Source organism: Ornithinimicrobium sp., assembly GCF_051004135.1.
Taxonomy (GTDB): Bacteria; Actinomycetota; Actinomycetes; order Actinomycetales; family Dermatophilaceae; genus Ornithinicoccus.
Genome location: NZ_JBPCKQ010000188.1, coordinates 1 through 22,797 on the forward strand (window position 1 = coordinate 1; position 22,797 = coordinate 22,797).

The 22,797-nt window shown below is 71.2% G+C and carries 23 protein-coding genes; 11 read left to right on the plus strand and 12 right to left on the minus strand.

Going from position 1 to position 22,797, the window contains the following annotated elements; all coding sequences use genetic code 11:
* The 6 genes from ACR2FV_RS13000 to ACR2FV_RS13025 all read right to left on the minus strand — a co-directional run.
* On the minus strand, positions 1-356 hold a 356-nt coding region (locus ACR2FV_RS13000), incomplete at its 3' end, for a hypothetical protein (protein WP_434016118.1).
* Positions 353-808 carry a molybdopterin-dependent oxidoreductase gene (locus ACR2FV_RS13005; RefSeq protein ID WP_434016119.1) on the minus strand — a complete coding sequence of 152 codons (456 nt, stop codon included), beginning with the start codon at positions 806-808 and terminating at the stop codon, positions 353-355. The genes ACR2FV_RS13005 and ACR2FV_RS13000, both read right to left, overlap by 4 nt.
* The gene (locus ACR2FV_RS13010; RefSeq protein WP_434016120.1) at positions 739-1,512 is read right to left on the minus strand and encodes a hypothetical protein; all 774 of its coding nucleotides are present in this window, start codon (positions 1,510-1,512) and stop codon (positions 739-741) included. The genes ACR2FV_RS13005 and ACR2FV_RS13010 overlap by 70 nt, the downstream gene beginning before the upstream one ends.
* Before the next feature lie 38 nt (positions 1,513-1,550).
* On the minus strand, positions 1,551-2,183 hold the full coding sequence (locus ACR2FV_RS13015; RefSeq protein WP_434016121.1) for a methyltransferase domain-containing protein: 633 nt from the start codon (positions 2,181-2,183) through the stop codon (positions 1,551-1,553).
* Positions 2,180-2,824: a TIGR04282 family arsenosugar biosynthesis glycosyltransferase gene (locus ACR2FV_RS13020; protein WP_434016122.1), complete on the minus strand. Its 645-nt coding sequence runs from the start codon at positions 2,822-2,824 to the stop codon at positions 2,180-2,182. Before ACR2FV_RS13020 ends, ACR2FV_RS13015 begins: the two co-directional genes overlap by 4 nt.
* Positions 2,821-3,477, minus strand: coding sequence for a glycosyltransferase family 2 protein (locus tag ACR2FV_RS13025; RefSeq protein ID WP_434016123.1), 657 nt, complete (start codon positions 3,475-3,477; stop codon positions 2,821-2,823). Before ACR2FV_RS13025 ends, ACR2FV_RS13020 begins: the two co-directional genes overlap by 4 nt.
* A gap of 242 nt (positions 3,478-3,719) precedes the next feature.
* Between ACR2FV_RS13025 and ACR2FV_RS13030 the strand changes: the two genes are divergently transcribed.
* The 5 genes from ACR2FV_RS13030 to ACR2FV_RS13050 are packed head-to-tail and all read left to right on the plus strand — an operon-like array spanning position 3,720 to position 9,605.
* Positions 3,720-4,913, plus strand: a complete 1,194-nt coding sequence (locus ACR2FV_RS13030) for an NAD-dependent epimerase/dehydratase family protein (protein ID WP_434016124.1) — start codon at positions 3,720-3,722, stop codon at positions 4,911-4,913.
* A 45-nt stretch (positions 4,914-4,958) separates the two neighbouring features.
* Positions 4,959-5,705 (plus strand): phosphoadenylyl-sulfate reductase, encoded by a 747-nt coding sequence (locus ACR2FV_RS13035; RefSeq protein WP_434016125.1) that lies wholly within the window; start codon positions 4,959-4,961, stop codon positions 5,703-5,705.
* Positions 5,702-6,616 carry an NAD-dependent epimerase/dehydratase family protein gene (locus ACR2FV_RS13040; protein WP_434016126.1) on the plus strand — a complete coding sequence of 305 codons (915 nt, stop codon included), beginning with the start codon at positions 5,702-5,704 and terminating at the stop codon, positions 6,614-6,616. The genes ACR2FV_RS13035 and ACR2FV_RS13040 overlap by 4 nt, the downstream gene beginning before the upstream one ends.
* 5 nt (positions 6,617-6,621) lie before the next feature.
* Positions 6,622-8,112 carry a glycosyltransferase family 2 protein gene (locus ACR2FV_RS13045; RefSeq protein ID WP_434016127.1) on the plus strand — a complete coding sequence of 497 codons (1,491 nt, stop codon included), beginning with the start codon at positions 6,622-6,624 and terminating at the stop codon, positions 8,110-8,112.
* Complete coding sequence (locus ACR2FV_RS13050) at positions 8,109-9,605, plus strand: hypothetical protein (protein ID WP_434016128.1); 1,497 nt, start codon at positions 8,109-8,111, stop codon at positions 9,603-9,605. Before ACR2FV_RS13045 ends, ACR2FV_RS13050 begins: the two co-directional genes overlap by 4 nt.
* Here the strand turns inward: ACR2FV_RS13050 and ACR2FV_RS13055 are convergent.
* From ACR2FV_RS13055 to ACR2FV_RS13065, 3 genes are read right to left on the minus strand one after another with little or no spacing between them, the layout of a single operon-like run.
* Complete coding sequence (locus ACR2FV_RS13055; protein WP_434016129.1) at positions 9,554-10,327, minus strand: class I SAM-dependent methyltransferase; 774 nt, start codon at positions 10,325-10,327, stop codon at positions 9,554-9,556. The genes ACR2FV_RS13050 and ACR2FV_RS13055 overlap by 52 nt on opposite strands.
* 23 nt (positions 10,328-10,350) lie before the next feature.
* Positions 10,351-10,824, minus strand: coding sequence for a GtrA family protein (locus ACR2FV_RS13060; RefSeq protein ID WP_434016130.1), 474 nt, complete (start codon positions 10,822-10,824; stop codon positions 10,351-10,353).
* On the minus strand, positions 10,811-12,856 hold the full coding sequence (locus ACR2FV_RS13065) for a DUF6077 domain-containing protein (protein WP_434016131.1): 2,046 nt from the start codon (positions 12,854-12,856) through the stop codon (positions 10,811-10,813). Before ACR2FV_RS13065 ends, ACR2FV_RS13060 begins: the two co-directional genes overlap by 14 nt.
* Before the next feature lie 132 nt (positions 12,857-12,988).
* On the opposite strand from ACR2FV_RS13065, the gene ACR2FV_RS13070 reads away from it, so the two are divergent.
* The gene (locus ACR2FV_RS13070) at positions 12,989-14,362 is read left to right on the plus strand and encodes a hypothetical protein (protein WP_434016132.1); all 1,374 of its coding nucleotides are present in this window, start codon (positions 12,989-12,991) and stop codon (positions 14,360-14,362) included.
* 27 nt (positions 14,363-14,389) lie between these two features.
* Here the strand turns inward: ACR2FV_RS13070 and ACR2FV_RS13075 are convergent, their stop codons facing one another.
* Together ACR2FV_RS13075 and ACR2FV_RS13080 are read right to left on the minus strand one after the other, a co-directional pair.
* Positions 14,390-15,460, minus strand: coding sequence for an NAD-dependent epimerase/dehydratase family protein (locus ACR2FV_RS13075; protein WP_434016133.1), 1,071 nt, complete (start codon positions 15,458-15,460; stop codon positions 14,390-14,392).
* A complete protein-coding gene (locus ACR2FV_RS13080; RefSeq protein ID WP_434016134.1) occupies positions 15,457-16,260 on the minus strand; it encodes an S-methyl-5'-thioadenosine phosphorylase in 804 nt (267 codons plus the stop codon). The genes ACR2FV_RS13075 and ACR2FV_RS13080 overlap by 4 nt, the downstream gene beginning before the upstream one ends.
* Before the next feature lie 322 nt (positions 16,261-16,582).
* Between ACR2FV_RS13080 and asnB the strand changes: the two genes are divergently transcribed.
* The 5 genes from asnB (at position 16,583) to ACR2FV_RS13105 (ending at position 21,581) form a co-directional block, all read left to right on the plus strand.
* A complete protein-coding gene (gene asnB, locus ACR2FV_RS13085) occupies positions 16,583-18,130 on the plus strand; it encodes an asparagine synthase (glutamine-hydrolyzing) (protein WP_434016135.1) in 1,548 nt (515 codons plus the stop codon).
* Between the two features lie 100 nt (positions 18,131-18,230).
* Positions 18,231-19,649 (plus strand): amidase, encoded by a 1,419-nt coding sequence (locus ACR2FV_RS13090; protein ID WP_434016136.1) that lies wholly within the window; start codon positions 18,231-18,233, stop codon positions 19,647-19,649.
* A gap of 123 nt (positions 19,650-19,772) precedes the next feature.
* Complete coding sequence (locus ACR2FV_RS13095; protein ID WP_434016137.1) at positions 19,773-20,423, plus strand: TVP38/TMEM64 family protein; 651 nt, start codon at positions 19,773-19,775, stop codon at positions 20,421-20,423.
* 76 nt (positions 20,424-20,499) lie between these two features.
* Entirely contained in the window at positions 20,500-20,880 is a 381-nt protein-coding gene (locus tag ACR2FV_RS13100; protein WP_434016138.1) for a DUF6153 family protein, read from the plus strand.
* An 80-nt stretch (positions 20,881-20,960) separates the two neighbouring features.
* On the plus strand, positions 20,961-21,581 hold the full coding sequence (locus ACR2FV_RS13105; RefSeq protein WP_434016139.1) for a DUF305 domain-containing protein: 621 nt from the start codon (positions 20,961-20,963) through the stop codon (positions 21,579-21,581).
* Here ACR2FV_RS13105 and ACR2FV_RS13110 read toward each other — a convergent pair.
* Positions 21,527-22,351, minus strand: a complete 825-nt coding sequence (locus tag ACR2FV_RS13110) for an SDR family oxidoreductase (RefSeq protein WP_434016140.1) — start codon at positions 22,349-22,351, stop codon at positions 21,527-21,529. The genes ACR2FV_RS13105 and ACR2FV_RS13110 overlap by 55 nt on opposite strands.
* Positions 22,352-22,797: the final 446 nt, after the last annotated feature.

Consider the following 22,797-nt stretch of genomic DNA (forward strand, 5'->3'; position numbering starts at 1 on the left):
CAGATGAGGACCAGCGCGGCGATCGCCAGGTAACCCCCGACGTAGTTGCGGTCCAGCAGGGTTGGGTTGCTGGCACGCGCGCCGAACCGGCCGAGGAACGGGATCGCCACGACGGTGATCGTGCCCAGCACGACCAGCCCGGCGGCCGCCGGCTTCCGCGAAGCTTCAGGCAGGAAACGCGCGCCCACCGCGGCGAGCACCAGGCTCACTGCGGCCACCCCGACGTCGTGCGCGATGATGCCACCGCCCAGCCAGATCGTCAGGTTGACCAGATCGCTCAGGTCGGCGCTGCCCAGGATCAACCAGACGCCCCACAGTCCGGCAAGGACTCCGAGCGCCCCGAGCACCACTCTCATGCCTGCACCTCCAGCCGCGCCAGCCACTTGGTCTGCAGCACCCCGGGCCGGTTGGGGGCGATCAGCCGGCAGGGGTAGCCGTGGTCGAGGTCGAGGTCCTCCCCGGCCAGCTGCATCGCGAGCAGGGTGCGGTCGTCGTCGACGAAGTTGGCCTGCAGCGTGGTGTTGCGGAACGGCCCGGAGGGCTGCAGGGACCGCACTCGGAGGTCGGCTCCCGGGGGCGCCTGGACCCGATCGAGCAGGTCGCGCAGCCGGACACCGGTCCACTCGCCGCTGGCGCTCCACCCTTCCACGCAGGCGATCGGCAGGGTCTCGGTGCGCTGCGGCATACCGATCAGATCGTCGCGGCTGAAGGTAGTCTCGACCCCGTCGACGACCACCGTCAGCCGGTAGTCGGAGCCGACCATGTCATCGGTGATCCGGGCCGACTGCGCCGACTTGTTGATCGGCACCCCCCCGGGCCCCTCCCCCGAGCGCACCCCGAGGACCGAGACCTTGCGCAGCGAGGCACCGTGGCCCCGGCGGTGGCCAGCACCGCGACACCCGTGGCGATCCAGGTGGAGCGCAGCAGACCTCGGCGCGACAGCGCGCCTTGGTCGACGGCGCTCGGTCGGTCGTGCGTGTCGTCGTCGACGTCACCGAGCAGCACGTCGCGGATGACCGGCAGCTTGACCGCAATGTGCACGATCAGCGCGCCGATGCCGATCCAGGCGAGAGCGTAGTGACTGCTGCGGAAGGAGAAGTTCCACGGATACCAGTGCGTGGTGTTGAGCAGGCCGGTCGTCAGCAAGAAGATGCCGGCAGCGACCAGGACCGCGATCGAGACCCGCTCGAGCCCGTTGAGGACCATCCGGCGCAGATCGCCGAGCGGTGGCCGGGCGAACAGGTTGGGGTAGACCGTCCACAGCTTGACCAGCAACAGCGGGATCGCCGCAGTGCCGCTGATCACGTGTAGCCCCTGGGTGATCCGGTAGCCCCAGACCGGGCTGGTCGGGAACGGGATCGGCTGGTCGGGCTCCTGCGCGTAGTGGCTGATCAGACCGGTGACGAAACAGATGGCAAAGGCGATGCCCAGCCAGAGCCCGACCCGGGCGGCCACGTGCGGGCTGCGCAACCGGGAGGTGAACTGCTCGGGTGCGGGTGCTCGCAGGCTCATCCGTGCTCCCTTGTCGGCGATCCCTGCGCCGCGCCCGCTCAGCCGTGCTGAAGGACGACGCCCCAACGGGAGCCTACCGGCTCCTTCCGGGTCAACACCAGACCCGCTTGGGCGGCGACCCCGCCGATGTCGTCGACACCGACGATCGACCACCGGAACGGCCTGCTGATCGCGTCACCGCACTGCAGCGTGGCCCACATGGTGCGCAGGGCTGCGCCCGGAGGCTGCACCTCGACCACCACCCGTCCGCCGGGTGTGATCAGCTCGCCGGCCCGGCGGAGCAGGCCGATCGGGTCACCCCCGATGCCGATGTTGCCGTCGGCCAGCAGCGCAGTCCCCCACCGGCCGTCACCGAGTCTGGGGTCGAAGACGTCGCGCAGCATCGCCGCGCCACCGCGGGAGCGGGTCATCGACACCGCCTCGCGGACGATGTCGATGCCGAGCACCTCCTCGCCGTGGGCACTCAGCGCCAGGGTGAGGCGCCCGGGCCCGCAGCCGATGTCCAGGGTCCTCCCGCGGCACAGCCCCAGCAGCGCATGGTCCGCCTCGTCGGCGTCGCGAGTCCACTCCTCGACCGGGAGCGGGACCGGGCGGTCCTCGATGCCCACGATGTGACAGAGATTGCCTTGCAGGGCCTGGGAGAACAGCTGGGTGAAGGAGATGTCGGTCATGCCGGCGCCCCTGACCTGGCCCAGGCCCGGCCAAAGCGGGTCCGGGGGGCGGCTGCGGCCACCAGCTCACTGTCCTCAGCGGTGTCGACGTCACGCAACACGTCGACCAGCGCGACGTCGAGACCTTGGGCGACCAGTGCGGCCCGGGTGTCCTCGCAAGTGGTCGAGGTGGACATCGGGACGCCCCGCAGCACGTCGGCCTGATCGGCTTCGTGCCGGCCCAGCACCCACCAGCCGCCATCCGCGGCGGGTCCGAGCACCGTGTCGTGGTCGGCGAGCGCTGCCGCGGCGGCGTGCAGGTGCTGCGAAGTCACCTGTGGCGTGTCGGTGCCGATCTGCAGCAGCGGCCCGGACCCGGCGTCGAGGTGGGCGTTGGCCAACCGGTCGGCGAACCCCTCCCCGCGCTGGCGCAACACGGTCCAGCCAGTCAACGCGACTCGGATCTCCTCGGCCCGGCAGGCGTCGTCGAGATGACCAGCCACCGCGACCACGCAGTCGTCGGTGGTGGCGCGGCAGGCCTCGATCGTGTCGAGCAGACCGGCTGCGGCGAGATCGGCAGCCATCGCGTCGCCGACCGTCGCGGCAAGCCGGGTCTTGGCCAGCCCGGGCACCGGTGCCTTGGCCATCACGAGGACTCTCACCCCAGCACCTTCCAGAAGTCGCGAGCGGTGCGAGCCGTGCCGACCACCGACCCGGACACCTTGGAGCGGGTCCCCTTGGCCCGCGGACCGTAGGGTACGTCACGCTCCGCAAGACGCCACCCAGCGGTCGTGGCCTTCTGCAGCAGCTCCCCCGGATAGCCGAACCGACGGTCCTGCACGTCCAGGTCGAGCAGCGCCTCCCGACGGCATACCCGGATCGGCGCGATGTCATGGGCGGCCATCCCGATCCGGTGACGCAGCCAGGCCACGATCAGGGCGTTGCCCAGCCGGGCGTGCCAGGGCCAGACGCTGCGCCGGCTGGGGCGACGCCGCCCGACTGCCAGGTCGGCGTCGCCGTCGCTCACCCCGGCCAGCATGGGGATCAGATCGTCGGGGTCGAAGGAGCCGTCCCCGTCCATGAAGGCGACATAGTCGTGTGTTGCGACGAGCAGGCCAGCGTGCACGGCGGCGCCGTAGCCCGCCTGCTGCTCGACGACGACGCGCGCGCCGAGCCGCTGGGCCACGACGGCCGTGTCGTCGGTGGATCCGTTGTCGACCACGATGGGTGCGAACTCGGCCGGCACTCGGGGCAGCAGCGTGAGGAGTGCGGGGCCCTCGTTACGGCAGGGAAGGATGAGGTCACACACCGTCATGGAGTTCAAGGTAACCGGAATATGGTGGAAATTCTGCATTACCAATGTATGACGCGGCGGTGGCGTCGGCTGTGGTCAGGGTCGACCTACTGTGTACCACCGGTCCGCACTGACCCTGACCCCCAGGGACCTCGAGCTCTCCGCCTCGCGAGGGCCTATCCATCGATGGTCTACTGTCCCACACGGCCCAGATGGGGCCGACAACGGGCCAGATGGGGCCGACAACGGGAAGGCAACGGTTTATGCGCATCCTCGTTCTGGGTGGTGACGGCTACCTCGGCTGGCCCACTGCGATGTACCTCTCGGCGAACGGGCACCAGGTCGGCGTGGTCGACAACATGGTCCGGCGGGCTTACGACCACGAGCTGGGATCTGGATCGCTGGTGCCGATCGAGACGCTGGCGACCCGGTTGGCGGTGTGGCACGACCGTGGTGGTGACTCGATCTCGTCCTACTACGGTGACTTGGTCGACTCGGACTTCCTCTATGCGACGATCCGCGACTTCGAGCCGGACACGATCGTGCACTTCGCGGAGCAGCGGGCTGCGCCCTACTCCATGATCGACCGCAAGCATGCGGTGTACACCCAGATGAACAACGTCGTGGGGACCCTGAACCTGATGTACGCCGTCGGCGAGATCGACCGCGACATCCACATCGTGAAGCTCGGGACGATGGGGGAGTACGGCACCCCGAACATCGACATCGAAGAGGGATGGCTCGACATCACTCACAAGGGCCGAAGCGACCGGGTGCTGTTCCCGAAGCGGCCGGGCTCCTTCTACCACCTCTCGAAGGTGCACGACTCACACAACCTCGAGTTCGGATGCCGGATCTGGGGCCTTCGGGTCACTGACCTCAACCAAGGCGTCGTCTACGGTCAGGAGACAGAGCAGACCGCGGCCGACCCGCGGTTGGTGACCCGGTTCGACTACGACGCCGTGTTCGGGACGGTGCTCAACCGCTTCGCGATCCAGGCAGTGCTGGGCCTGCCGCTGACGGTGTATGGCGGCGGGTCGCAGACCCGGGCCATCATCGACATCCGCGACACCGTGGAGTGCGTGCGCCTGGCCTGTCAGAGTCCGGCCGCGGCGGGTGAGTTCCGGGTCTTCAACCAGACCACGGAGACGATGTCGCTGACGGAGATGGCCAAGACGGTGACCAACAGCTTCCCTGGCGCGTCCTCGATCGTGCATCTGGAAAACCCGAGGGTCGAGATCGAGGACCACCACTTCTCCGTCGTGCACACCGCGCTGGAGGACCTCGGCCTGTCCCCGCACCTGCTCTCGGACACTCTGCTGACCTCGATGTTCGACATCATCGACCAGCACCGTGACCGGGTGGACCGGAACGCGCTGACGCCCGGCGTCAACTGGCGAGCCTCGGCCAACGCTGCCAGCCACGTGGCCCAGGGGTCGGAGTATGTCGGCGGATGACCCGATGAGCGCGGCGGGCAGGCCCCGGCTGCAAGCGGGGCCTTGATGACGACGGCGGGCACCGGGGCGGCCCGGCTGCCCATGGCCGCCGGGACCGGGGGTCGCTCCGAGACCGAGCTGCGCCGGCTGGTGCGTCACGGCGGGGCCGCGCTGGAGTCCGCCCCTGCCCAGGACATCATCATGTGGGCGGTGGCCACCTTCGGTCGACGCTTGGCGATCACCTCCTCGATGAACGACGCCGTGCTTGCCCACCTGGCTTCCACCGTGGCCACCGACATCGACGTGGTCTTCCTCGACACCGGCTACCACTTCGCCGAGACGATCGAGACCCGTGACACGGTTGCGGCCACCCTCTCGGTCAACGTCGTCACCGTGACCGCGGACCAGACGGTCGCTGAGCAGGATGCGGCATACGGCAAGGACCTGTTCGCCCGTGACCCCGACCTGTGCTGCGCGTTGCGCAAGGTGAGGCCACTGGAGGATCAGCTCGCCGGATACGACGCCTGGGCGACCGGTCTGCGACGCGACGAGACTCATGACCGCGCTGACGTCCCGGTGGTCGGTTGGGACCGGACCAAGCGCAAGGTCAAGTTCTCCCCGCTGGCCCGGTGGAGCGCGCAGGACGTCGAGCACTACATCCGCGAGTTCGGCGTGCCCGTGAACCCGCTGCAGCACGACGGCTACCCCTCCATCGGCTGCTGGCCCTGCACCCGCCGGGTCGCCCCCGGCGAGGACCCGCGCGGCGGCCGGTGGGCCGGCACCGGCAAGACCGAGTGCGGGATCCATCAGTGACCGGCCCGCTGCGGGTCCTCGTGACCGGTGGGTCCGGCTTCATCGGTCGTCACGTGGTGGCCGCCCTGCACGGCGCTGGCCACGACGCCGTGGTGGCGGACCTGGACGTCTTCGCCGACGGGGAGGTGCCCACGATCGAGGGTGACCTGTGCGACCCCGAGGTCCGGGAGCGAGCGATCACCTCGGACCTCGACGCTGTGGTGCACCTGGCGGCGTTCACCTCCGTCCTGAGGTCCGTGCAGCAGCCCGCAGACGTGCACGCCACCAATGTCGAGATGACCGCGGGCCTGCTCGAAGCGGCCCGAGTCGCGGGTGTCGGGACGTTCGTGTTCGCCTCCACCAACGCCGTCATCGGTGACGTCGGCCAGGACACCATCGTGGAGACGATGCCCCTCGCACCGCTGACACCGTACGGAGGGACGAAAGCAGCCGCCGAGATGCTGCTGTCAGGGTATGCCGGTTCCTTCGGGATGCGCTGCCCGGTGCTGCGACTGACCAACGTCTACGGCGGCGGCATGAGCCACAAGGACAGCTTCGTGCCGCGGCTGATGCGCGCGGCCGCGGAGGGCGGCGAGGTCCAGATCTATGGCGACGGAGAACAGCGCCGCGACCTGGTCTTCGTCGGTGACGTGGCCCGGGCGGCGAGCCTGGCCGTCGCCGACTGGCCCTCGGGCCCGGTGATCATCGGCGGCAGTCGCTCCTACACCGTCAACGCGATCACGCAAGCGGCCCGAGACGCCACCGACCGGCCCATCAGGACCCGCCATGTGCCCGCCAAGCCGGGCGAGATGCCGGCCGTGGTCGTGGACATCGCCCGTGCCCGCGCCCGCGGGTTCGAGCCGGGGGCCTCGCTCGTCGAGGGCATGCGGGAAGCCTGGGTGGAGTTCGCACCCGACATCCCGCAGGACTGAGGCCGGTGCCTCTGTCGCCGATGCAGATGGTCCGACACCTGCCCTCCTTGGTGGTGCTGGTCCTCGGACTGTTCGTCGGTCTCGTAGCGGGCGTGTCCGTCGTCGCCGTCCTGATCGCCGTAGCCACCGCTGCTGCCCTCCAGGTGCTGACCGCCCGGTGGGGAGTCTGGCCCTGGTTGTGCGCGGTGGCTGCGATCCCGGCCGTGCTGAGCCCCGTGATCCTGCGCGGGGGCCCAGCCCCGTTCCGCGAGCTGCTCCTCGTGCTCCTCGTCGCCGGAGCTCTGCTCGTGCTCGCCTGGCGCGCGTCGCGGGCTCTCGCCCCGGCCGGTGCCACGCTGCTGGTTGCGGTGGCGGCGCTGTCCGCTGCCTGGTCGCGCTTCGGCGGGGACGGTCTTGGCCCCGTCGTGTCCGGATTCCTGGTGCTGGGTGCGCTGCTGGCCGCGGCGGCAGCCCTCGGGGTGGGCCGAGCCCGCGGTTCCGGCATACGGATGCTCTGCGGCGTGACGCTGCTGGTGCCCCTCGTGGCGGGCGTCGCCGGTGCGCTCCGGGGCGGGGGCGGAACCTCGGGTGAGGCGCTGGCCCTCGCGCTGTGGCCGGTCGCCGGAGCGATGGGGGCCACCGCGTTGCTGCGCGGTCGGCGGGGGCGGGCTACGGACCGTCCCCAGGTCGACGAGCACGACGCCGCCGCCTCTGCTCGTTTTCGGGATCGGTACGGCGACCTGGTCCTCGCGCCCGTGACCGTGGTCATCGCGGCCTACAACGAGGGCACCGCCCTGCGGGCCGTCCTCGACGAACTGCCCGCCACGGTAGCCGGGCTCGACGTCGACGTGCTGGTGATCGACGACGGGAGCAGCGATGAGACCGCCCAGACCGTCCAGGCGCATCCCCGGCCCCGCTTGGTGGCCCCAGGCGTCAACCGCGGGCAGGGAGCGGCGCTGCGGCTCGGCTACCGGATTGCCCGCGAGCACGGGGCGGAGTACATCATCACCACCGACGCGGACGGCCAGTACGACCCGGCCGACTTCGAGGGGGTCCTGACCCCCGTCCTGGACGGCACGGCGGACTTCGTCACCGGCTCGCGACGCCTCGGAGGTCAGGAGACCCGCGACCGAGTCCGCCGGCTCGGGGTGCACGTCTTCGCCTGGACGGTCAGCGGCCTGACCGGTCAGTGGTCGACCGACACCTCCTTCGGGCTGCGGGCGATGCGTGCCGCTATCACGCAGGACATCACCCTCAACCAGCCGCAGTACCAGTCCTCGGAGCTCCTCATCGGAGTGCTCTCGCACGGCTTCCGCGTCCAAGAGGTGCCCGGACGAATGCGTGTCCGAACGACCGGGGCGTCCAAGAAGGGAGGCAACGCGGTCTACGGCTCGCGCTACGCCCGGGTCGTGCTGGGCACCTGGTGGCGCGAGGGCTGTCCGTCCCCGATGGACGAGCGGGCGCTCGCTCTGGCGTCCCGTCCCCGCCCAGGCCTATCCCGACACAGCCGGGCGTGACCGCCCTGTCCGCCTCCAGCCCGACGGCACCACCGGAGGGGGGCGTCGGGCCGTCCGCGTCGCTGCTCGGCGACCACCGGCCCTTTCTCGTCGCGTTGGCACTCGGTGTCCTGGTGCGGGTGTGGGTGCAGGTCGCCTTCGTGCCGGCCTTCGTGCACAGCGACGCGCCCACCTACCTCGCCGCGCTCGAGAACCTCGTGCCCGCCCCCGATCGTCCGCTCGGCTACGTGCTGCTGCTGCTCCTACCGGCCTCCCTGGTCACCCCCGACGTCCTGCTGGTGGCGCTGGTCCAGCATGTCCTGGGACTGGCACTCGCGGTGCTCCTCTACGTCTTCTTGCGCCGCTGGGGGGTCGGGCCACGGGTATCCACCGTCGCCGCTCTGCCGGTCCTGCTCGACACCATGCAGCTGAGCCTCGAGCACGCGGTGTTGTCCGACGTGCTGTTCGAGGTGTTGGTGTTCGGTGCGCTGTGCCTGCTCTGTTGGCATCGGCGGATGCGACTGTTCAACGCGTTGGCCGCGGGGCTCGCCCTGGGTCTGGCCGCCACGGTCCGGTTGGTCGGCGAGCCGCTCGTGGTGGTGGCGGTGATCGGGTGCGTGCTGCTGGCCGGGCCGGGGTGGCGCCGCCGGGTCGCCGCCATCATCCTGGTCGGGGTCGGCTTCGCGGTGCCGGTGACGACGTACATGACGTGGTACCACGAGGAGCGAGGGGTCTTCACCCTCGCGGAGTTCACGGGCAAGGCGCTCTACGTGCGTTCCGCGTCGTTCGTGGAGTGCGATCAGATCTCCGTCCAGGAGTATCAGCGCGTGCTGTGCCCCCGCGAACCCGTCGCGCAGCGACAGGACTCAACCTACTACGCCTTCCACGACCCCCAGACCCTCCCGATGCTCCGACCTCCGGCGGGTGTCACGACCGACCAGGCGATGCGCGAGTTCGCCATCGCGGCGATCCGGGCGCAACCGCTGGACTACACCCGGACCGTGGTCCGGGACTTCTCCTTGAACTTCGACGTCTGGCGGGGCAACCGGTTCTCCTACGACACCGCCTACAAGTGGCGGTTCAAACACTTCGTCACCGTGCAGCCCACCGACTGGACGGGACCGGCCTACGCGGCCCACGGGGGCCGTCAGCTGCAATCGGTGCAACCCTTCGCGGACGGGCTCGTGGTCTATGCGTGGGTGGTATACCTGCCCGGGCCGCTGCTGCTCGGCGCGGTGGTGGTGGCGCTGGGCGCGACCCTGGGCATCGGCCGCGCCGCGCGACGGGACGCGCTCCAGGCCAGGGCGGTGGTGTGTGTGCTGCTGCTGGCCGGGCTGCTATTGCTGGCCGCCCCCGCCGTCGGTGCACAGTTCGTGTGGCGATACCAGCTGCCCGCCCTGGCCCTGGTCCCGGCGGCTGCCTCGCTGGGCTGGACCATCCTGCGCGGTGGAGGTGGCGGGAGTCAGCGAGAGCTGGGCGCTGCGGGAACCGAGGCGACCGCCAGCACCGACTGACCGAACGGTGGCCGCAGCCGCCGCTCCAGCAGACGAGTGGTGGGCACGAGCATCGTGTCGTAGATCTGGTGCATCCAGGGGTTCGGTGCCTTCACCCCGCCGCGTCGCACGGCAGCCCACCAGGCGAGCGCTCCCAGCATGTTGACCGGGCGGACCTCCGGACAGGTCAGTCCCGCCCCGAGGATGGCCTGTCGCAGGGTGCTCGGGGTGTAGCGGCGGACGTGGCCGACCGCCCGGTCGAAGTCACCGTAGAGCTGCATGTAGCCCGGGACCCAGAGCACGATCGAGCCACCGGGCTCGACCAGGGTGGCCAGTGACCTGAGTGCGGCGCTGTCCTCCTCGATGTGCTCGAGGACGTTGACCGCGACCACCGTCGAGACCGGGTCGCCCACGACCTCGACGTGCCCTGCGAGGTCCAGCTGCCGGGCCTCGACCTCGGGACGGTCGCGGAAGCGGTCGGCCATCGCGGCGACCGCGGCGGGGTCGACGTCGGTGACGACGAGCCGGTCGAGGTCCTCGAACTGGCTGGCGAACTCGCCGAGTCCGGCCCCGACCTCGAGGACGCTTCGGCCGCAGTGCTGGGCGATGAGGCCGAACTGGAAGGCACGGTAGCGGCGCTGGTGGCGCCCCGAGGAGTCCTCCAGCGTGCGACCGGTGGCCTGGACGAACGCGCCAGTCCCGGAATCGCCGGTTGACGAGTCGCCGGTGGTGGGCTCGGTCACGGTGCCTCCTAGTGAGGGCCGGGTCAGGGCTCCCGGTCGGGAGGGCCCGAGGTCCGGGTGGCGAACAGGCGGTCGAAGAGCAAGAAGCGAAGGATGAAGACCAGAACATACACCAGCAAGAACACCCCCCCCACGAGGACTGTCCGGGCCAGGTCGGACACGTCCGTGGAGTGTAGCGCCGAACTCGCCGCGCCGGTGGCGCCAACGGCCAGACCCAGGGTCACCAGGATGATTGCCACGTAGGGCAGCACCTCGTGCCGCAGGCTCGGCCGACCACGGCGACCCCAGGCCCAGCTCCGGTTCATCCAGTAGTTGGGGCCGGCCCCGGCCAACCAAGCCAGCAGCGAGGCCACCGTGGTGGACGTGTCTGCGACGCCGTAGAGCAGCAGGAAGGTGACCTCGCTGCACATTGTGGCCACCACGGAAGAAGCGCCGTAGCGCAGCACCTTGCCCTTCAAGGCGTGTCGCGAGCCGGTCCGCGGGTCAGCGGCGGACACACACCCACCCCCTCGTGGCCAGGGCCGGGGTGAACCCGAGCCCAGACAGGAAGCCCAGCCGGATGCGCTCGCTGGAAGGCAGGCACACCATGGTCACGTCCACGATGTCTAGAGCCCGCTCCACGGCGTCGGGGTCGGGACGACCCTCTGGCGGTGGGTCCACGAAGTCCATCAGAATGTCACGTTCGGCGTAGTGGAACTCGGGGATCGCGCGCAGGGGGTCCATGTAGTACCTGCGTGGGGCAACCGTCTTGACCCGGGTGGTCATCACGGCGACGGTGATGCCCAGGTACGGTGCGGCCAGGACGACGTCTCCGGGCTCGAGAGCCGCAGTCACCTCCTCGGCAACGACGACCGTGGGGGCTGGGCGCTGCCAGTGCGGGGGGTTGACCAGGTCCACACCGGCGCCGGAGGACCAGATGGGCTGACCGCCCAGGACCAGGGCGAGGACCATCGCGAGCGGGGCCAGCACCCGGACCAGGCGCGCCGGCGGCCGGGTGGCCAGTGCAGCGCCCAACACCCCGACCGAGGCGCCCACCGAGCACACCCAGGACACCCGCCACAGCGTGGGACCGAGCCCCACAAGATCGTAGGCGAGGTGGGTGACTCCGGGCACGAACGTGATCCCGGTGGCCACGACCAGGAGGGCCGAGGTCAACCGGGCGGCACGGTGCGGGATGAGCAGCGTGGCCAGCAGGACGCCGGACACCCCGACCAGCGCCAGCACACCGTCGGAGAAGATCTCGTGACCGAACCACGACGGCTCGAATCGATAGAGCTTCCGGGACTCGAAGTCGTCCGCGGAGCGTCCCCCCGTCGCGACGGTGACGGCCCCCGCTGCGACGGGGTAGGCCGCCATCGCCGCGAACCCGCCGAGAGCGGCCCAGCGACGGGTCCGCAGCAGCGGGGCCGCCCCCGCCAGAGCGAGCAGCGGGACCAAGAACATCGCCGTCGTGCTCAGGCCGACCGCGGCCACGCCGCCGGCCAGCAACCAGCCCGCCCGTCCCCGGGTCGGCCGCTGCACATAGCGGAGGGCGTAGACCAACAGCACCGGCACCATGACACAGAGCAGGATCACCTTGCCCTGCCACATCCGGGTCAGGAACAGGTCGCCGGGGGCGGCGTAGCCCGGGACAGCATCGAACAGCAGGAAGGTCAGAGCGAGCGAGAGGGCCAACCAGACCGGCCGCACCCCCCAGGCGCGCAGCAACCGCCACAGGGCGAGCACGGCCAGGAACGTCGCTACCGGCGGGACGACGAGATAGGCCACGGACGCTGCGTCAACCCCGAGCTGCCGCGCCAGCGTGCCGACGAGCGCGTCGTAGGACGCCATCGGCGGAAAGTTGGTCATCGGGAAGGCCTGGTCGGAGAAGATCGTGTCCCTCACCGCAAACGTGCCCTGGTCCACGACCCACTGCGAGAGGTTCACGTAGAACAGGTCGTCGGGGTTGGAGCGCAGGGTGAACAGGGACAGCGCGGCCAGAGCGACACCCCAGACCAGCGCCGCCCAAGCGCCCTCCGACCGGTCGCCTCGCCGGCGCCCGGAGTGCTCGTCGACACCCCCTACAGGCCGTGACCAGGCGAGCGTCGCGGCGCCCAGGCCGGCCAGCAGCCACAACGACACGACCACCGGCCACACCACATACGTGGCCATCGTGACCGCTGCACCAACCGAAGCCAGCGCGGTGCCGACCAGCAGTCGGGTCTCGACGCCGGAGCGCGGGGCACGGACCGGTCGGGCTCCCTCACTGGCCACGGACGCGTCCTGATCATCGGGCTCGCGACGCGCGAACAGCGCCAGTGCCGCCCACCCGGCCAGAGCCAGGGCCTCCAGGACGAGCGCCCAGATGACGTCGAGCCCGGCCACGAGGCACACGTGATAGACGAGCGTCCAGGAGGCCAGAACCCCGACGGCGAGGTCGACCAGCAGATCGACCCGTCGCACCAGGGCCGACGGCAACCGGTCGGCGCGGTCGGTCGCGGGGCCCCCCTTCGCTGGGCGGGCGGTCGACTGGTGGGAGGTCAGACCCACGAGTGGCGGTCACAACAGGCGATGGTCACCCCCAGAAGATACTCGGCCCAAGCCTCCCGGTCGGGCTACGCCTACCGCGAGCCCTGGGCCAGGCGGTGCCCGTACTCCTCGCCCGTCGCCTAGCGTGGGCCCATGACCGCGACGGGGACGCAGGCGCGCAAGATGACAGGGCGCAGGCAGCCGGCACCATGGGTCGGGCTCGCGGTAGCCACCGCGCTGGTCGTGGCCTCCCTGACCGTGCCCAAGCTCCTGGACTGGCAGGTCTACGCGCGCAAGGACCCGGAGGCCTTCGGCACGGTCGAGCCGCTGCACGGCTTCTGGGACCCGCAGTGGTTCGGGCCGGGGACCCTGCCCGCCCTGGTCATCGGGTTGCTCGCCTGGCGGTATGCCGTGCCGCTGGCCGCCCGGCTCCCGTGGCGCTGGCTGCTGCTCACCTCCTACCTGGTCGCCCTGGCCTGGATGTTGTCGCTGGCCCTCACCGACGGCCGGAGCGGCATCGCCCACGTGCTGGCCAACCGGGTGGAGTACCTCGACACCGCGCTGGCGACGGACGACGTGCCGCAGATGCTGCAGGAGTACATCTCCCGGATCCCCTACGCCCACCCGGACAACTGGGTGACCCATGTCGCCGGACATCCCCCGGGGACGCTGCTGTTCTACGTCGGGCTGGCACGGCTGGGCTTGGAGACCTCGTGGTCGATGGGACTCGTGACCACGGTCCTGGCGGCCAGCACGAGCGTGGGGGTGCTGGTGACCCTGCGCACCCTGGGCGCCGAGGACGCGGCCCGCAGGGCTGCCCCGTTCCTGGTGCTGACGCCCGCGGCCATCTTTTTGTGCATCTCGGCCGACGCGCTCTTCGCCGCCACCGCGGCCTGGGGCATGGCGGCGCTCGCGGTCGCCGCTACCGCTCGCAGCCGTGGCCGACTGGTCACGTCGGGCATCGTGGCCGGCTTGCTGCTGGGCGCCTGCGTGATGATGTCCTACGGCATGCCGCTGCTGGGCATCCTGGCGCTCGCGGTGCTGATCGCGGCCCGGGGCTCGTGGTGGCCGTTGCCGATCGCCGCAGCCGCGGCGCTGTGCGTCGTCCTGGTCTTCGCGGCCTACGGCTTCGCCTGGTGGGAGGCCTACCCGGTGCTCGTCGAGCGCTACTGGGACGGCATCGCCTCGCAGCGTCCCGGCGCTTACTGGCTCTGGGGCAACCTGGGCGCCCTGCTGCTCTCGGGTGGACTGTTGCTGGGTTCCGGCGTGGCGATGCTCATCGCAGGGGTGCGGCAGTGGCGCGTGGACCGGGTGGTCCTGCTGCTCGCCGGCGCCGGGCTGCTGATGATCGCCGCGGCCGACCTGTCCGGGATGAGCCGTGCGGAGGTGGAGCGCATCTGGTTGCCGTTCATCCCGTGGCTGACGGTGTCGCTGGCGCTGCTGCCGCCGGCGTGGCGCCGCCCCGGCCTCGGCCTGCAGATCCTGACGGCGCTGGTGATCGAGACGCTGCTCTACACCAGCTGGTGAGCCGCACCCGGAGCAGCCGCCCCGGGCTCAGGCGCGCAACGGCGCCGTGGCGAACTCGCGCAACCCCTGCTCGGGCGAGACCTGCGCGGTGAAGCCGAGCTCCGCTCGAGCGCGCTGCGGTGAAGCCACGATGTGTCGCACGTCGCCCAGCCGGTAGCCGCCGGTGATCTCGGGAGCGAGGTCGTGCGCGCTGCCCTGGGCCACCTTCCGGGCCACGTCGGCGATGCCCACCGGCTGACCCGAGCACACGTTGTAGGCCGCGAAGGACTCCCCCGGGCCCTCGACCACCGCTCGCAGCGCGAGCACATTTGCCGCGGCCACGTCCGACACGTGCACGAAGTCGCGCATCTGCGCCCCGTCCTCGTAGACCTGCGGGGCCTGGCCACGCTCCAGCGACGAGCGGAACATCGCCGCCACCCCGCTGTACGGGGTGTCCCGCGGCATACCCGGTCCGTAGACGTTGTGGTAGCGCAGCGCCACCGCCGACGCGCCCGCCTGCCGCACCCACGCGGAGGTGTAGTGCTCCTGGGCGAGCTTGGCGGCCGCATAGCTGCTGCGCGGGTCCAGCACCGCCGACTCCGGGACGAGCTGCCAGTCCAGAGCGGATCCGCATACCGGGCAGTGGTTGTCGAAGTCCCCACCCTGCAGCGCCGTGACGGTGCGCGGCGGCGGGACCTGCTCCTCATGCTCCGGGCAGGCGTAGCGGCCCTCGCCGTAGACCACCATCGAGGAGGCCAGCACCAGCCGGTCGACACCGCTCTGGTGCATCGCGGCCAGCAGCGCGGCGGTGCCCAGGTCGTTGTGCGCGGCATAGGCGGGCAGATCGGCCACCCGCACCCCAGCACCGACCACCGCGGCCTGGTGGCACACGGCGTCGATGCCGTGCAGCAGCGACGCCCACTGCGGACCGACGGCCCCGTCGGCCACGGCCGCGCTGTCCCGGACGTCGAGCTGGTGGGTGCCCTCCGGCGGGCTCGCCGCGCCATGCGCCTGCGGCAGCATCAGGTCCACCCGGACCACCTCGTCGCCGGCGGCATCGAGCTGCCGCCCGATCTCGCTGCCGATGAAGCCGGCCGAGCCGGTCAGCAGCACCCTCATGCCGGACCAGGTATGTCGTAGGTCAGCTCGACGCCGTCGGCCCAGGTCGAGCAGGTGCACCCGTCAGGGTCGGGCAGACCGGCGATGGCGTCGGCGAGCAGCCCGGTGAGTCGCTCCAGGTTGCTTTTGAACAGGGCGAACACCTCCTCCTGACTCACCCCCGCACCGGACTTGGCGCCGGCGTCCATGTCGGTGACCAGCGCGATCGCGGCGTAGCACTGGCGCATCTCCCGGGCCAGCGCCGCCTCCGGGGCCCCCGTCATGTTGACCAGGCTCCAGCCCTGCGCCGCGTAGTGCCGTGACTCGGCCCGGGTGGAGAACCGCGGGCCTTCGATCACGACCATGGTGCCCCCGTCGACCAGGTCGGAGCCCGCGCCCAGGACGGCCTCCCCGACACCGCGGCAGTAGGGGTCGGCGAACGGCAGGTGGCAGGCGCCCTGCTCGACGAAGGAGCCGACCCGGCGGAAGGTGCGGTCGACGAGCTGGTCGGGCACGACCACGTCACCCGGGGAGACGCCCGAGCCCAGGCCGCCGACGGCACACGGGGCGAGGACCTGCCGGACCCCCAGGCTGCGCAGGGCCCAGGCGTTGGCGCGGTAGTTGATGGCGTGCGGCGGGTGGTCGTGGTGGGGGCCGTGCCGGGGCACGAAGGCCACGCTGCGACCCGCGACGGTGCCGACGGAGATCGGCCCGGACGGGTCGCCGTAGGGCGTGTCGACCCGGTGCTCGTGCGGGTCGTCGAGGAAGGAGTAGAAGCCGGTGCCGCCGATGACGGCGATGTCTGCGATCGCGGGAGCCACGGCGCCAACTCTGCCAGGCCGGGCGCGGTCGCTCGCGCCGGGCCGTCCGCCGACCTCACGGCCGCTGTGCGGCTGCATACCCCACCCGGGTACTTTTGCGGGTAGCGGCGGGAGTCCTTGACCCTCGCGCAACCGGCAGACAATCGGCCGACCTGCACAACATCGCGCTACAGCGCGATGTTCTGCGCCTGCGGCGATGCCCTGTCACCGCAGCGAGGGCGAGCCGCACCGAGGTGGCGTGCGAGCAGGCCGCTTCACTCGGCAGCTTGACCGACGACCGGCCTACGATGGAGGCCCGACTTCCCCAGAGGATGTGGCTCCCATGTGCGGGATCGCGGCCGTGCACGACCTCCGACCCGACCACGACCGGCTGCGGGCCGGGGCACGCATCGGGGAGGACATGCTCACCCGGCTGCACCACCGCGGGCCAGACGGCTCCGGCACCCGCCAAGTCGGGCCCACCTGGCTGGGGCACACCCGCCTGTCGATCGTGGACCTGGACGGCGGCGAGCAGCCGCTGCACAGCCCGCATGGGGACCGTTGGGTCGTGGCCAACAGTGAGATCTACAACCACGGGAGTCTGCGCGTCGAGCTCGGCGGGACATTCGTCACCGACTCCGACTCCGAAGTGGTGCTGCACGTCATCGACCGGCGCGGCACCGACGGCATCCACGACATGCGCGGCATGTACGCCTTCTGCACGGCCACCCGCGACGGCGACGTCGTGCTGGCCCGTGACCCGCTGGGGGTCAAGCCGCTCTACTGGGCGCGGCACGACGACCGAGTGCTGGCGGCCTCGGAGCTGGCGGCGTTCCCGGCCGAGCTGCGCGCGCAGGTGGAGGAGTTCCCGCCCGGGCACCACTGGACCCCGCGGGCCGGGCTGCACCCGTTCGTCGACCTTCGCACCGACCCCCTCGGCCTCGACGGGCCCCCGGCACCGGAGTTCGCGGAGCGGGAGGAGGCCCGGACGGCGATTCGGGAGACCCTGGTGGCCGGGGTGCGCGAGCGAATGATGGCCGACGTGCCGGTCGGGGTGTTCCTCTCCGGTGGGCTGGACTCCAGCATCATCGCCGCGATCCTGGCCCGGCTGGCCGCCCCCGGCACCGTGGTGCGCTCGTTCGCCGCCGGCACCGAAGGCAGTGCCGACCTGGCCGCGGCCCGGCGCGTCGCGGCATACCTCGGCCTGGAGCACCACGAGCGGGTCTACGCCGACGACGACGTGATCGACGCCCTGCCCGCGGTGGTCTGCGCGACCGAGAGCTACGAGCCCTCGTTGGTGCGCAGCGCCGTGCCCAACTACCTCCTCGCCGAGCTTGCGGCCCGGCACCTCAAGGTCGTTCTCACCGGCGAGGGCGCCGACGAGCTGTTCGCCGGCTACCACCACCTGCGCTCCCTCGACGTGGCCGCACTTCGAGACGCACTGGCTGACGGGGTCGACGCGTTGCACCACCTCAACCTGCAGCGCTGCGACCGGGTCACGATGGCCCACGGGCTGGAGGCGCGGGTGCCCTTCCTGTCCCGCGACATGCTCGCCGTGGCCCAGCGCATCCCGATGGAGTGGAAGCTGCTGGGCGACGACGGGCACGAGCAGGCGCAGGAGAAGGCCCTGCTGCGTGAGGCGTTCGAGGGGTGGCTGCCGGGCGACATCTTGTGGCGCCGCAAGGAGCAGTTCGGTGACGGGTCGGGCACGGCCGACGTGATGGCCCGGCAGGCCGCGCGGCTGGTCCCGGACCAGGCCTGGGAGGACATCGGTATGCCGGGACTCCCGCCGGCGCGCAGCCGCGAGGAGCTGGGCTACCAGCGGATCTTCGCGGAGCACCTGGGCGGCATCCGGGCCGAGCAGGTGCTCGGGCGGTTCGCCACGGCCTGAGGCACGAGTTCCCTCCGGATCGCCGAGGGTCCCACCCGACGCCCAGGGCACGCCACACGCTTGTTACCGCGTTGCAACAACTTGGTGCCACGCTGTGCTCATGGTGTCCGCCGAGTCGGATCGCGTCCACCGTGGTGATCTTCGTGCGCCGACCGATCTCACGGAGTTCTCGGCGGTCGATCTCGCGCGCCTGGTGCAGGCGCGGAAGGTCAGCGCGCGGGAGGTGACCACGGCCCACCTGATCCGGATCGGCGAGCTCAACGGCGCCCTGAACGCCCTGACGCTGGTCGACGTCGATCAGGCGTTCGATGCGGCCGCGCAGCTGGACGAGCGCTTGCGCCGTTCCCCGTCGGCGCCGGCCGGGGCACTGGCCGGGGTGCCCTTCGTGGTCAAGGACAACATCGACGTGCACGGCCAGGCGACCACGAGCGGGTCACGAGCCCACGACGGGGTCGCGGCCATCGCCGACGCGACGGTCGTCGACCGCCTGCGGGAGCAGGGGGCGATCCTGGTGGGCCGGGCCAACATGGACGAGCTGGCGATGGGCGCCTCGACCCAGACCTCCGCCTACGGGCTCACGCGCAACCCGGTCGACCGCCGCCGCAGCCCGGGGGGCAGCTCCGGCGGTTGTGCGGCCGCGTTGGCCGCAGGTCTGGTCCCGATGGCCGTCGGGACCGACACCGGCGGCTCGATCCGCGAGCCCGCCTCGCAGTGCGGCGTGGTCGGGATGGCCCCCTCCCCCGACCTGGTGCCGATGACCGGGGTGGTGCCGTTCGCGCCCCGGCTGGACCGGGTCGGGCCGCTCGCCCGCACCGTGGCCGACGCACGCTGCTTGCTCGCCGTGCTGGCGGGCGACGGGGCCGGGAGCCCGGCAGAGCGCACGCCCGGCACCAGCGAGTCCCTGTTCAGCAGCTCGCGCACCGTGCCGACCCGCGTCGCCGTCGTGGAGGAGCTGGTCACCGGCCGCAACCGGCCCGACGTGCTGGGCTCCTTCGAAGCCTGGCTGGACAGGCTGCGCGACCACGGCGTCGAGGTCTGCCGAGTCTCGGTGCCGGAGGCACACCGAGCGCTCTCGGCATACATGCGGTTGACGTCCGTGGCGGCACTGGACTGGCTCGAGCCGTGGGTGCGCTCCGGGCGGGCCGGAGAGGAGCTGGTCCGGCGCTACGACTACGGTCGCCGGCTGCGCGATCACGACTCCGCGGCGCTGGCCGGGGCGGCGCAGGTGCAGCGCCGGGTGCGCGACCAGGTCATCAGCGCCCTCGTGCGCCACGAGGTCCTGGTCTCGCCGACGATGCCGACCACCGCGCCGCTGCTGGACGGTGAGATCACCCCCGAGGAGCTGGCCGACCCGTTGGCTGCGCCCTACACCGACTGCTGGACCGTCGTGGCCAACCTGGCCGGGGTGCCGGCGCTGTCCGTGCCTGCCCCGAGCAGCGGTCTGCCGGTCGGGGCGATGCTGATGGGCCGGCCGGGCTGCGACGCCGACCTGCTCGCGCTGGCTCACGAGACTCGCTGACCCCGCCGCACCGATGAGACGGGGCGTGGTGTGTGCGCCGTCACCGACCCGTTCAGCAGGAAGGGGCAGACTGCACGGGTGCCCGGTGCATCCAACGCACGACCGGCGACGAGGTCGTCTCCGGTGAGCCGCCGCGCGCTGGTGCGGCTGGTGTCCTTCGTCGTGCTGCTGGTCCTTGTGGTGAGTGTCGCAGCCGTCGGCGGGCTGCCGCACCGGGACCAGATCGAGGGGTGGGTGGACGCTGCCGGTCCCGCGGCGCCGGCGGCGTTCGTCCTGCTGTATGCCGTCATCACGCTGTTCCCCGTGCCCAAGAACCTCCTGGGCATCCTGGGCGGGCTGCTGTTCGGGATGGCGCTGGGGCTGCTCCTGGTCTGGGGTGCCGCCATGCTGGGCGCCATGGCCGCGTTCGTGATCGGCCGCGCCCTCGGCCGGGAGGCCGTCGAGCAGATGACCGGCGCCCGGGTGGCCCGCGTCGACGAGGCACTGGCCCGGCACGGCCTGCTCTCCGTGATCGCCGTGCGCCTGGTGCCGGTACTGCCGTTCACCGCGATCAACTACTCGGCCGGGCTCACCGGGCTGCCCTACCGGGCCTACCTGCTGGGCACAGCGGTCGGCATCCTGCCGGGCACCGTGGCCTACGTGGCCCTCGGCGCCTATGCGACCGACCTGAGCTCCTGGCCGATCGTCGCGGCAGTGACCGCGTTGATCGTGCTCACTGTGGCCGGGGTCGTCGCGGCGCGTCTGTGGCGTAAGCCCCGGACCGAGACCACCTGACCCGGGTCTGAGCGACATACCCGCAGGGGGTACCTTTGGTCCTGAGGGGACACCGGCACTCGAAGGGGGCGGGACGATGCAGAGCACGCGGCCGCTCGTGGCGCTGCGCGTCCTGGCTGTGCTGCTCTTCGTGCTGGGGATCAGCTCGATGCACAGCCCCGACATCTCCCACCCTTCCTCAGCAGCGCCGAGCGCCTCGACGGCGATGACCGACATGTCTGCGACCGATCCACCGGTGCACGACGGTGGTGGCTCCCCTGCGCATCAGCGATGGCTCGGCGGCTGTCTGGCCGTCCTCGGAGCGTTGAGTGCGGTGCTCGCCCTCAGCTGCCCGACACCTCGCTCGACCCCGAAGAACCGAGCCCGCCGGCATCGGTCCGCGCGGTTCGATCCAGCGGCGCGGGCGTGGTCTCCGCCGACACCCTCCCTCGATCGGCTGTGCGTGATGCGGGTCTGAGGAGCGCCTGACGCGGACCACATGTATGTCGTGGCCGCACACCGCTCCCCACATCCGGCACGACCCGAAGGACACACATCATGAAGCGCAACACACGCACGTCCACTCTGTCCGGACTCGCGCTGGTCGCGGTCCTCACCCTCGCCGCCTGCAGCAGCGAGGAGGACGCCGTCACCCCGTCCGCACCGGAATCGAGCGCTGCCGACGAGGCCGCGACGACGCAGACCCAGGTAGCCGCGGCCCACAACGAGGCGGATGTCACCTTCGCCACGGAGATGATCCCGCACCACTACCAGGCCATCCAGATGGCAGACATGGCGCTCGCCGCGGACGACACGACCCTCACCGCGCTGGCCGAGCAGATCAAGGCGGCGCAGGCACCGGAGATCGAGACGATGAGCCAGTGGCTGACCAGCTGGGGCGAGGAGGTCCCCGACGGCTCCGCCATGGGGTCGATGGACATGGGCGGCATGATGAGCCAGGAGGACATGGACTCGCTGATGCAGATGCAGGGCGGTGGCTTTGATGCCATGTGGCTGCAGATGATGATCGAGCACCACCAGGGCGCGATCGAGATGGCCCAGACGGAGGTGGCGCAGGGTCAGCAGCCCGACGCCACCGCCCTCGCGGAGCAGATCATCACGGCTCAACAGGCCGAGATCGAGCAGATGCAGGAGATGTCGGACTCATTGACCGGGTGAGCCCGGGTGGGGCAACCTGCCGGGGTGCGGAAGCCGCCGTTGCTGTAGAGCAGCTGGCCGTTGATCCACCTCCCACGCTCCGACAGCAGGAACCGGATGAGGTCGGCGGTGGTCTCCGGCCCGGCGAGCCGGCCCCCGGGGGTCGCTGCCATCCCTGACGCGCGAATGCCGTCGGTCATCCATCCGGTGTCGATCGGGCCGGGGTTGATGAGGTTGGCCCGGATGTGCGCGTCGCCGAGCTCGTGGCACGCGGCGATCACCAGCCGGTCCAGGGCACCCTTGGTCGCGCCGTACGGCAGGTTGTATGTCGTGTGGTCGCTGGTGAGCGCCACGACCGGGCCGCCGGGGCGTTCTGCCGGGGCGAAGGCGGCGATGAGCAGCCAGCTGGCTCGGACATTGACCGCGTAGTGCCTGTCGAAGCTGTCGACGGTGGTGTCCAGAATGCCGGAGTCCACGGACTCGCAGTGCGACATCACGAGCGCGGTGACCTCTCCGAGCCGCTCGCGGACCGCGTGCACGAGCTGCTCAGGCACCTCCGGGTCGGCCAGGTCGCCGGGGATCAGCTCGACCCGGACCCCGAGGGCGCGCAGCTCCTCCGCGAGCCGTAGCGGGTCGTCGTCGCCGTGGGGGTAGCCCAGCCTGTCGTCGTACTCGTGCCAGTAGGACAGCGCCAGGTCCCACCCGTCCTGCGCCAGGCCACGGGCGATGGCCGCGCCGATGCCCCGCAGGCGGCCCACGCCGGTCACGAGGACCACACCGGTCTCACTCATAGCCAGAACGTAGGCGGCCCGCATACCTGAGGCAACCAGTTAACCGTCGCTTCGCCCCTCACCCCACCACCCGCCGTAAGCCACTGACCGATATTCGCGCCAACCTAACGGTCCGCGCTATCGCTGAGGGCGACCTCCAGGCCGTCGGTGAGCTGTACGCCGCCTCCTACCCCAGCAGCGAGGTGGGCACGGACGTCGAGGCGAGCGACGACATTCGGGCCAGCTGGTCCGGTGACTACGGCCGCTGGAGCCACGAGGGGTCTTTGCTCGCCGAGGCCGACGACGGCGTGCTCCTGGCAGCGGTGCTGACCGTCGAGGACCCCCGTGGGATGACGTCATCGACGCGATGTTCGTCATCGACCTGTTCGTCGACCCGAGCACCGACGCACCGGCCTCGGCCGCGCCCTGGTCAGCCGCGCACTCACGGCATTCCCGGAGCGATCGGT

What these genes read in the sequence shown, in the direction of transcription:
- ACR2FV_RS13015 (WP_434016121.1), bottom strand. Translation starts at nt 2,183, where the DNA reads ATGACCGACATCTCCTTCACCCAGCTGTTCTCCCAGGCCCTGCAAGGC.
- ACR2FV_RS13035 (WP_434016125.1), top strand. Translation starts at nt 4,959, where the DNA reads ATGACGACGGCGGGCACCGGGGCGGCCCGGCTGCCCATGGCCGCCGGG.
- ACR2FV_RS13075 (WP_434016133.1), bottom strand. Translation starts at nt 15,460, where the DNA reads ATGAGGGTGCTGCTGACCGGCTCGGCCGGCTTCATCGGCAGCGAGATC.
- ACR2FV_RS13070 (WP_434016132.1), top strand. Translation starts at nt 12,989, where the DNA reads ATGACCGCGACGGGGACGCAGGCGCGCAAGATGACAGGGCGCAGGCAG.
- ACR2FV_RS13090 (WP_434016136.1), top strand. Translation starts at nt 18,231, where the DNA reads ATGGTGTCCGCCGAGTCGGATCGCGTCCACCGTGGTGATCTTCGTGCG.
- ACR2FV_RS13025 (WP_434016123.1), bottom strand. Translation starts at nt 3,477, where the DNA reads ATGACGGTGTGTGACCTCATCCTTCCCTGCCGTAACGAGGGCCCCGCA.
- ACR2FV_RS13105 (WP_434016139.1), top strand. Translation starts at nt 20,961, where the DNA reads ATGAAGCGCAACACACGCACGTCCACTCTGTCCGGACTCGCGCTGGTC.
- ACR2FV_RS13010 (WP_434016120.1), bottom strand. Translation starts at nt 1,512, where the DNA reads ATGAGCCTGCGAGCACCCGCACCCGAGCAGTTCACCTCCCGGTTGCGC.
- ACR2FV_RS13110 (WP_434016140.1), bottom strand. Translation starts at nt 22,351, where the DNA reads ATGAGTGAGACCGGTGTGGTCCTCGTGACCGGCGTGGGCCGCCTGCGG.
- asnB (WP_434016135.1), top strand. Translation starts at nt 16,583, where the DNA reads ATGTGCGGGATCGCGGCCGTGCACGACCTCCGACCCGACCACGACCGG.
- ACR2FV_RS13100 (WP_434016138.1), top strand. Translation starts at nt 20,500, where the DNA reads ATGCAGAGCACGCGGCCGCTCGTGGCGCTGCGCGTCCTGGCTGTGCTG.
- ACR2FV_RS13030 (WP_434016124.1), top strand. Translation starts at nt 3,720, where the DNA reads ATGCGCATCCTCGTTCTGGGTGGTGACGGCTACCTCGGCTGGCCCACT.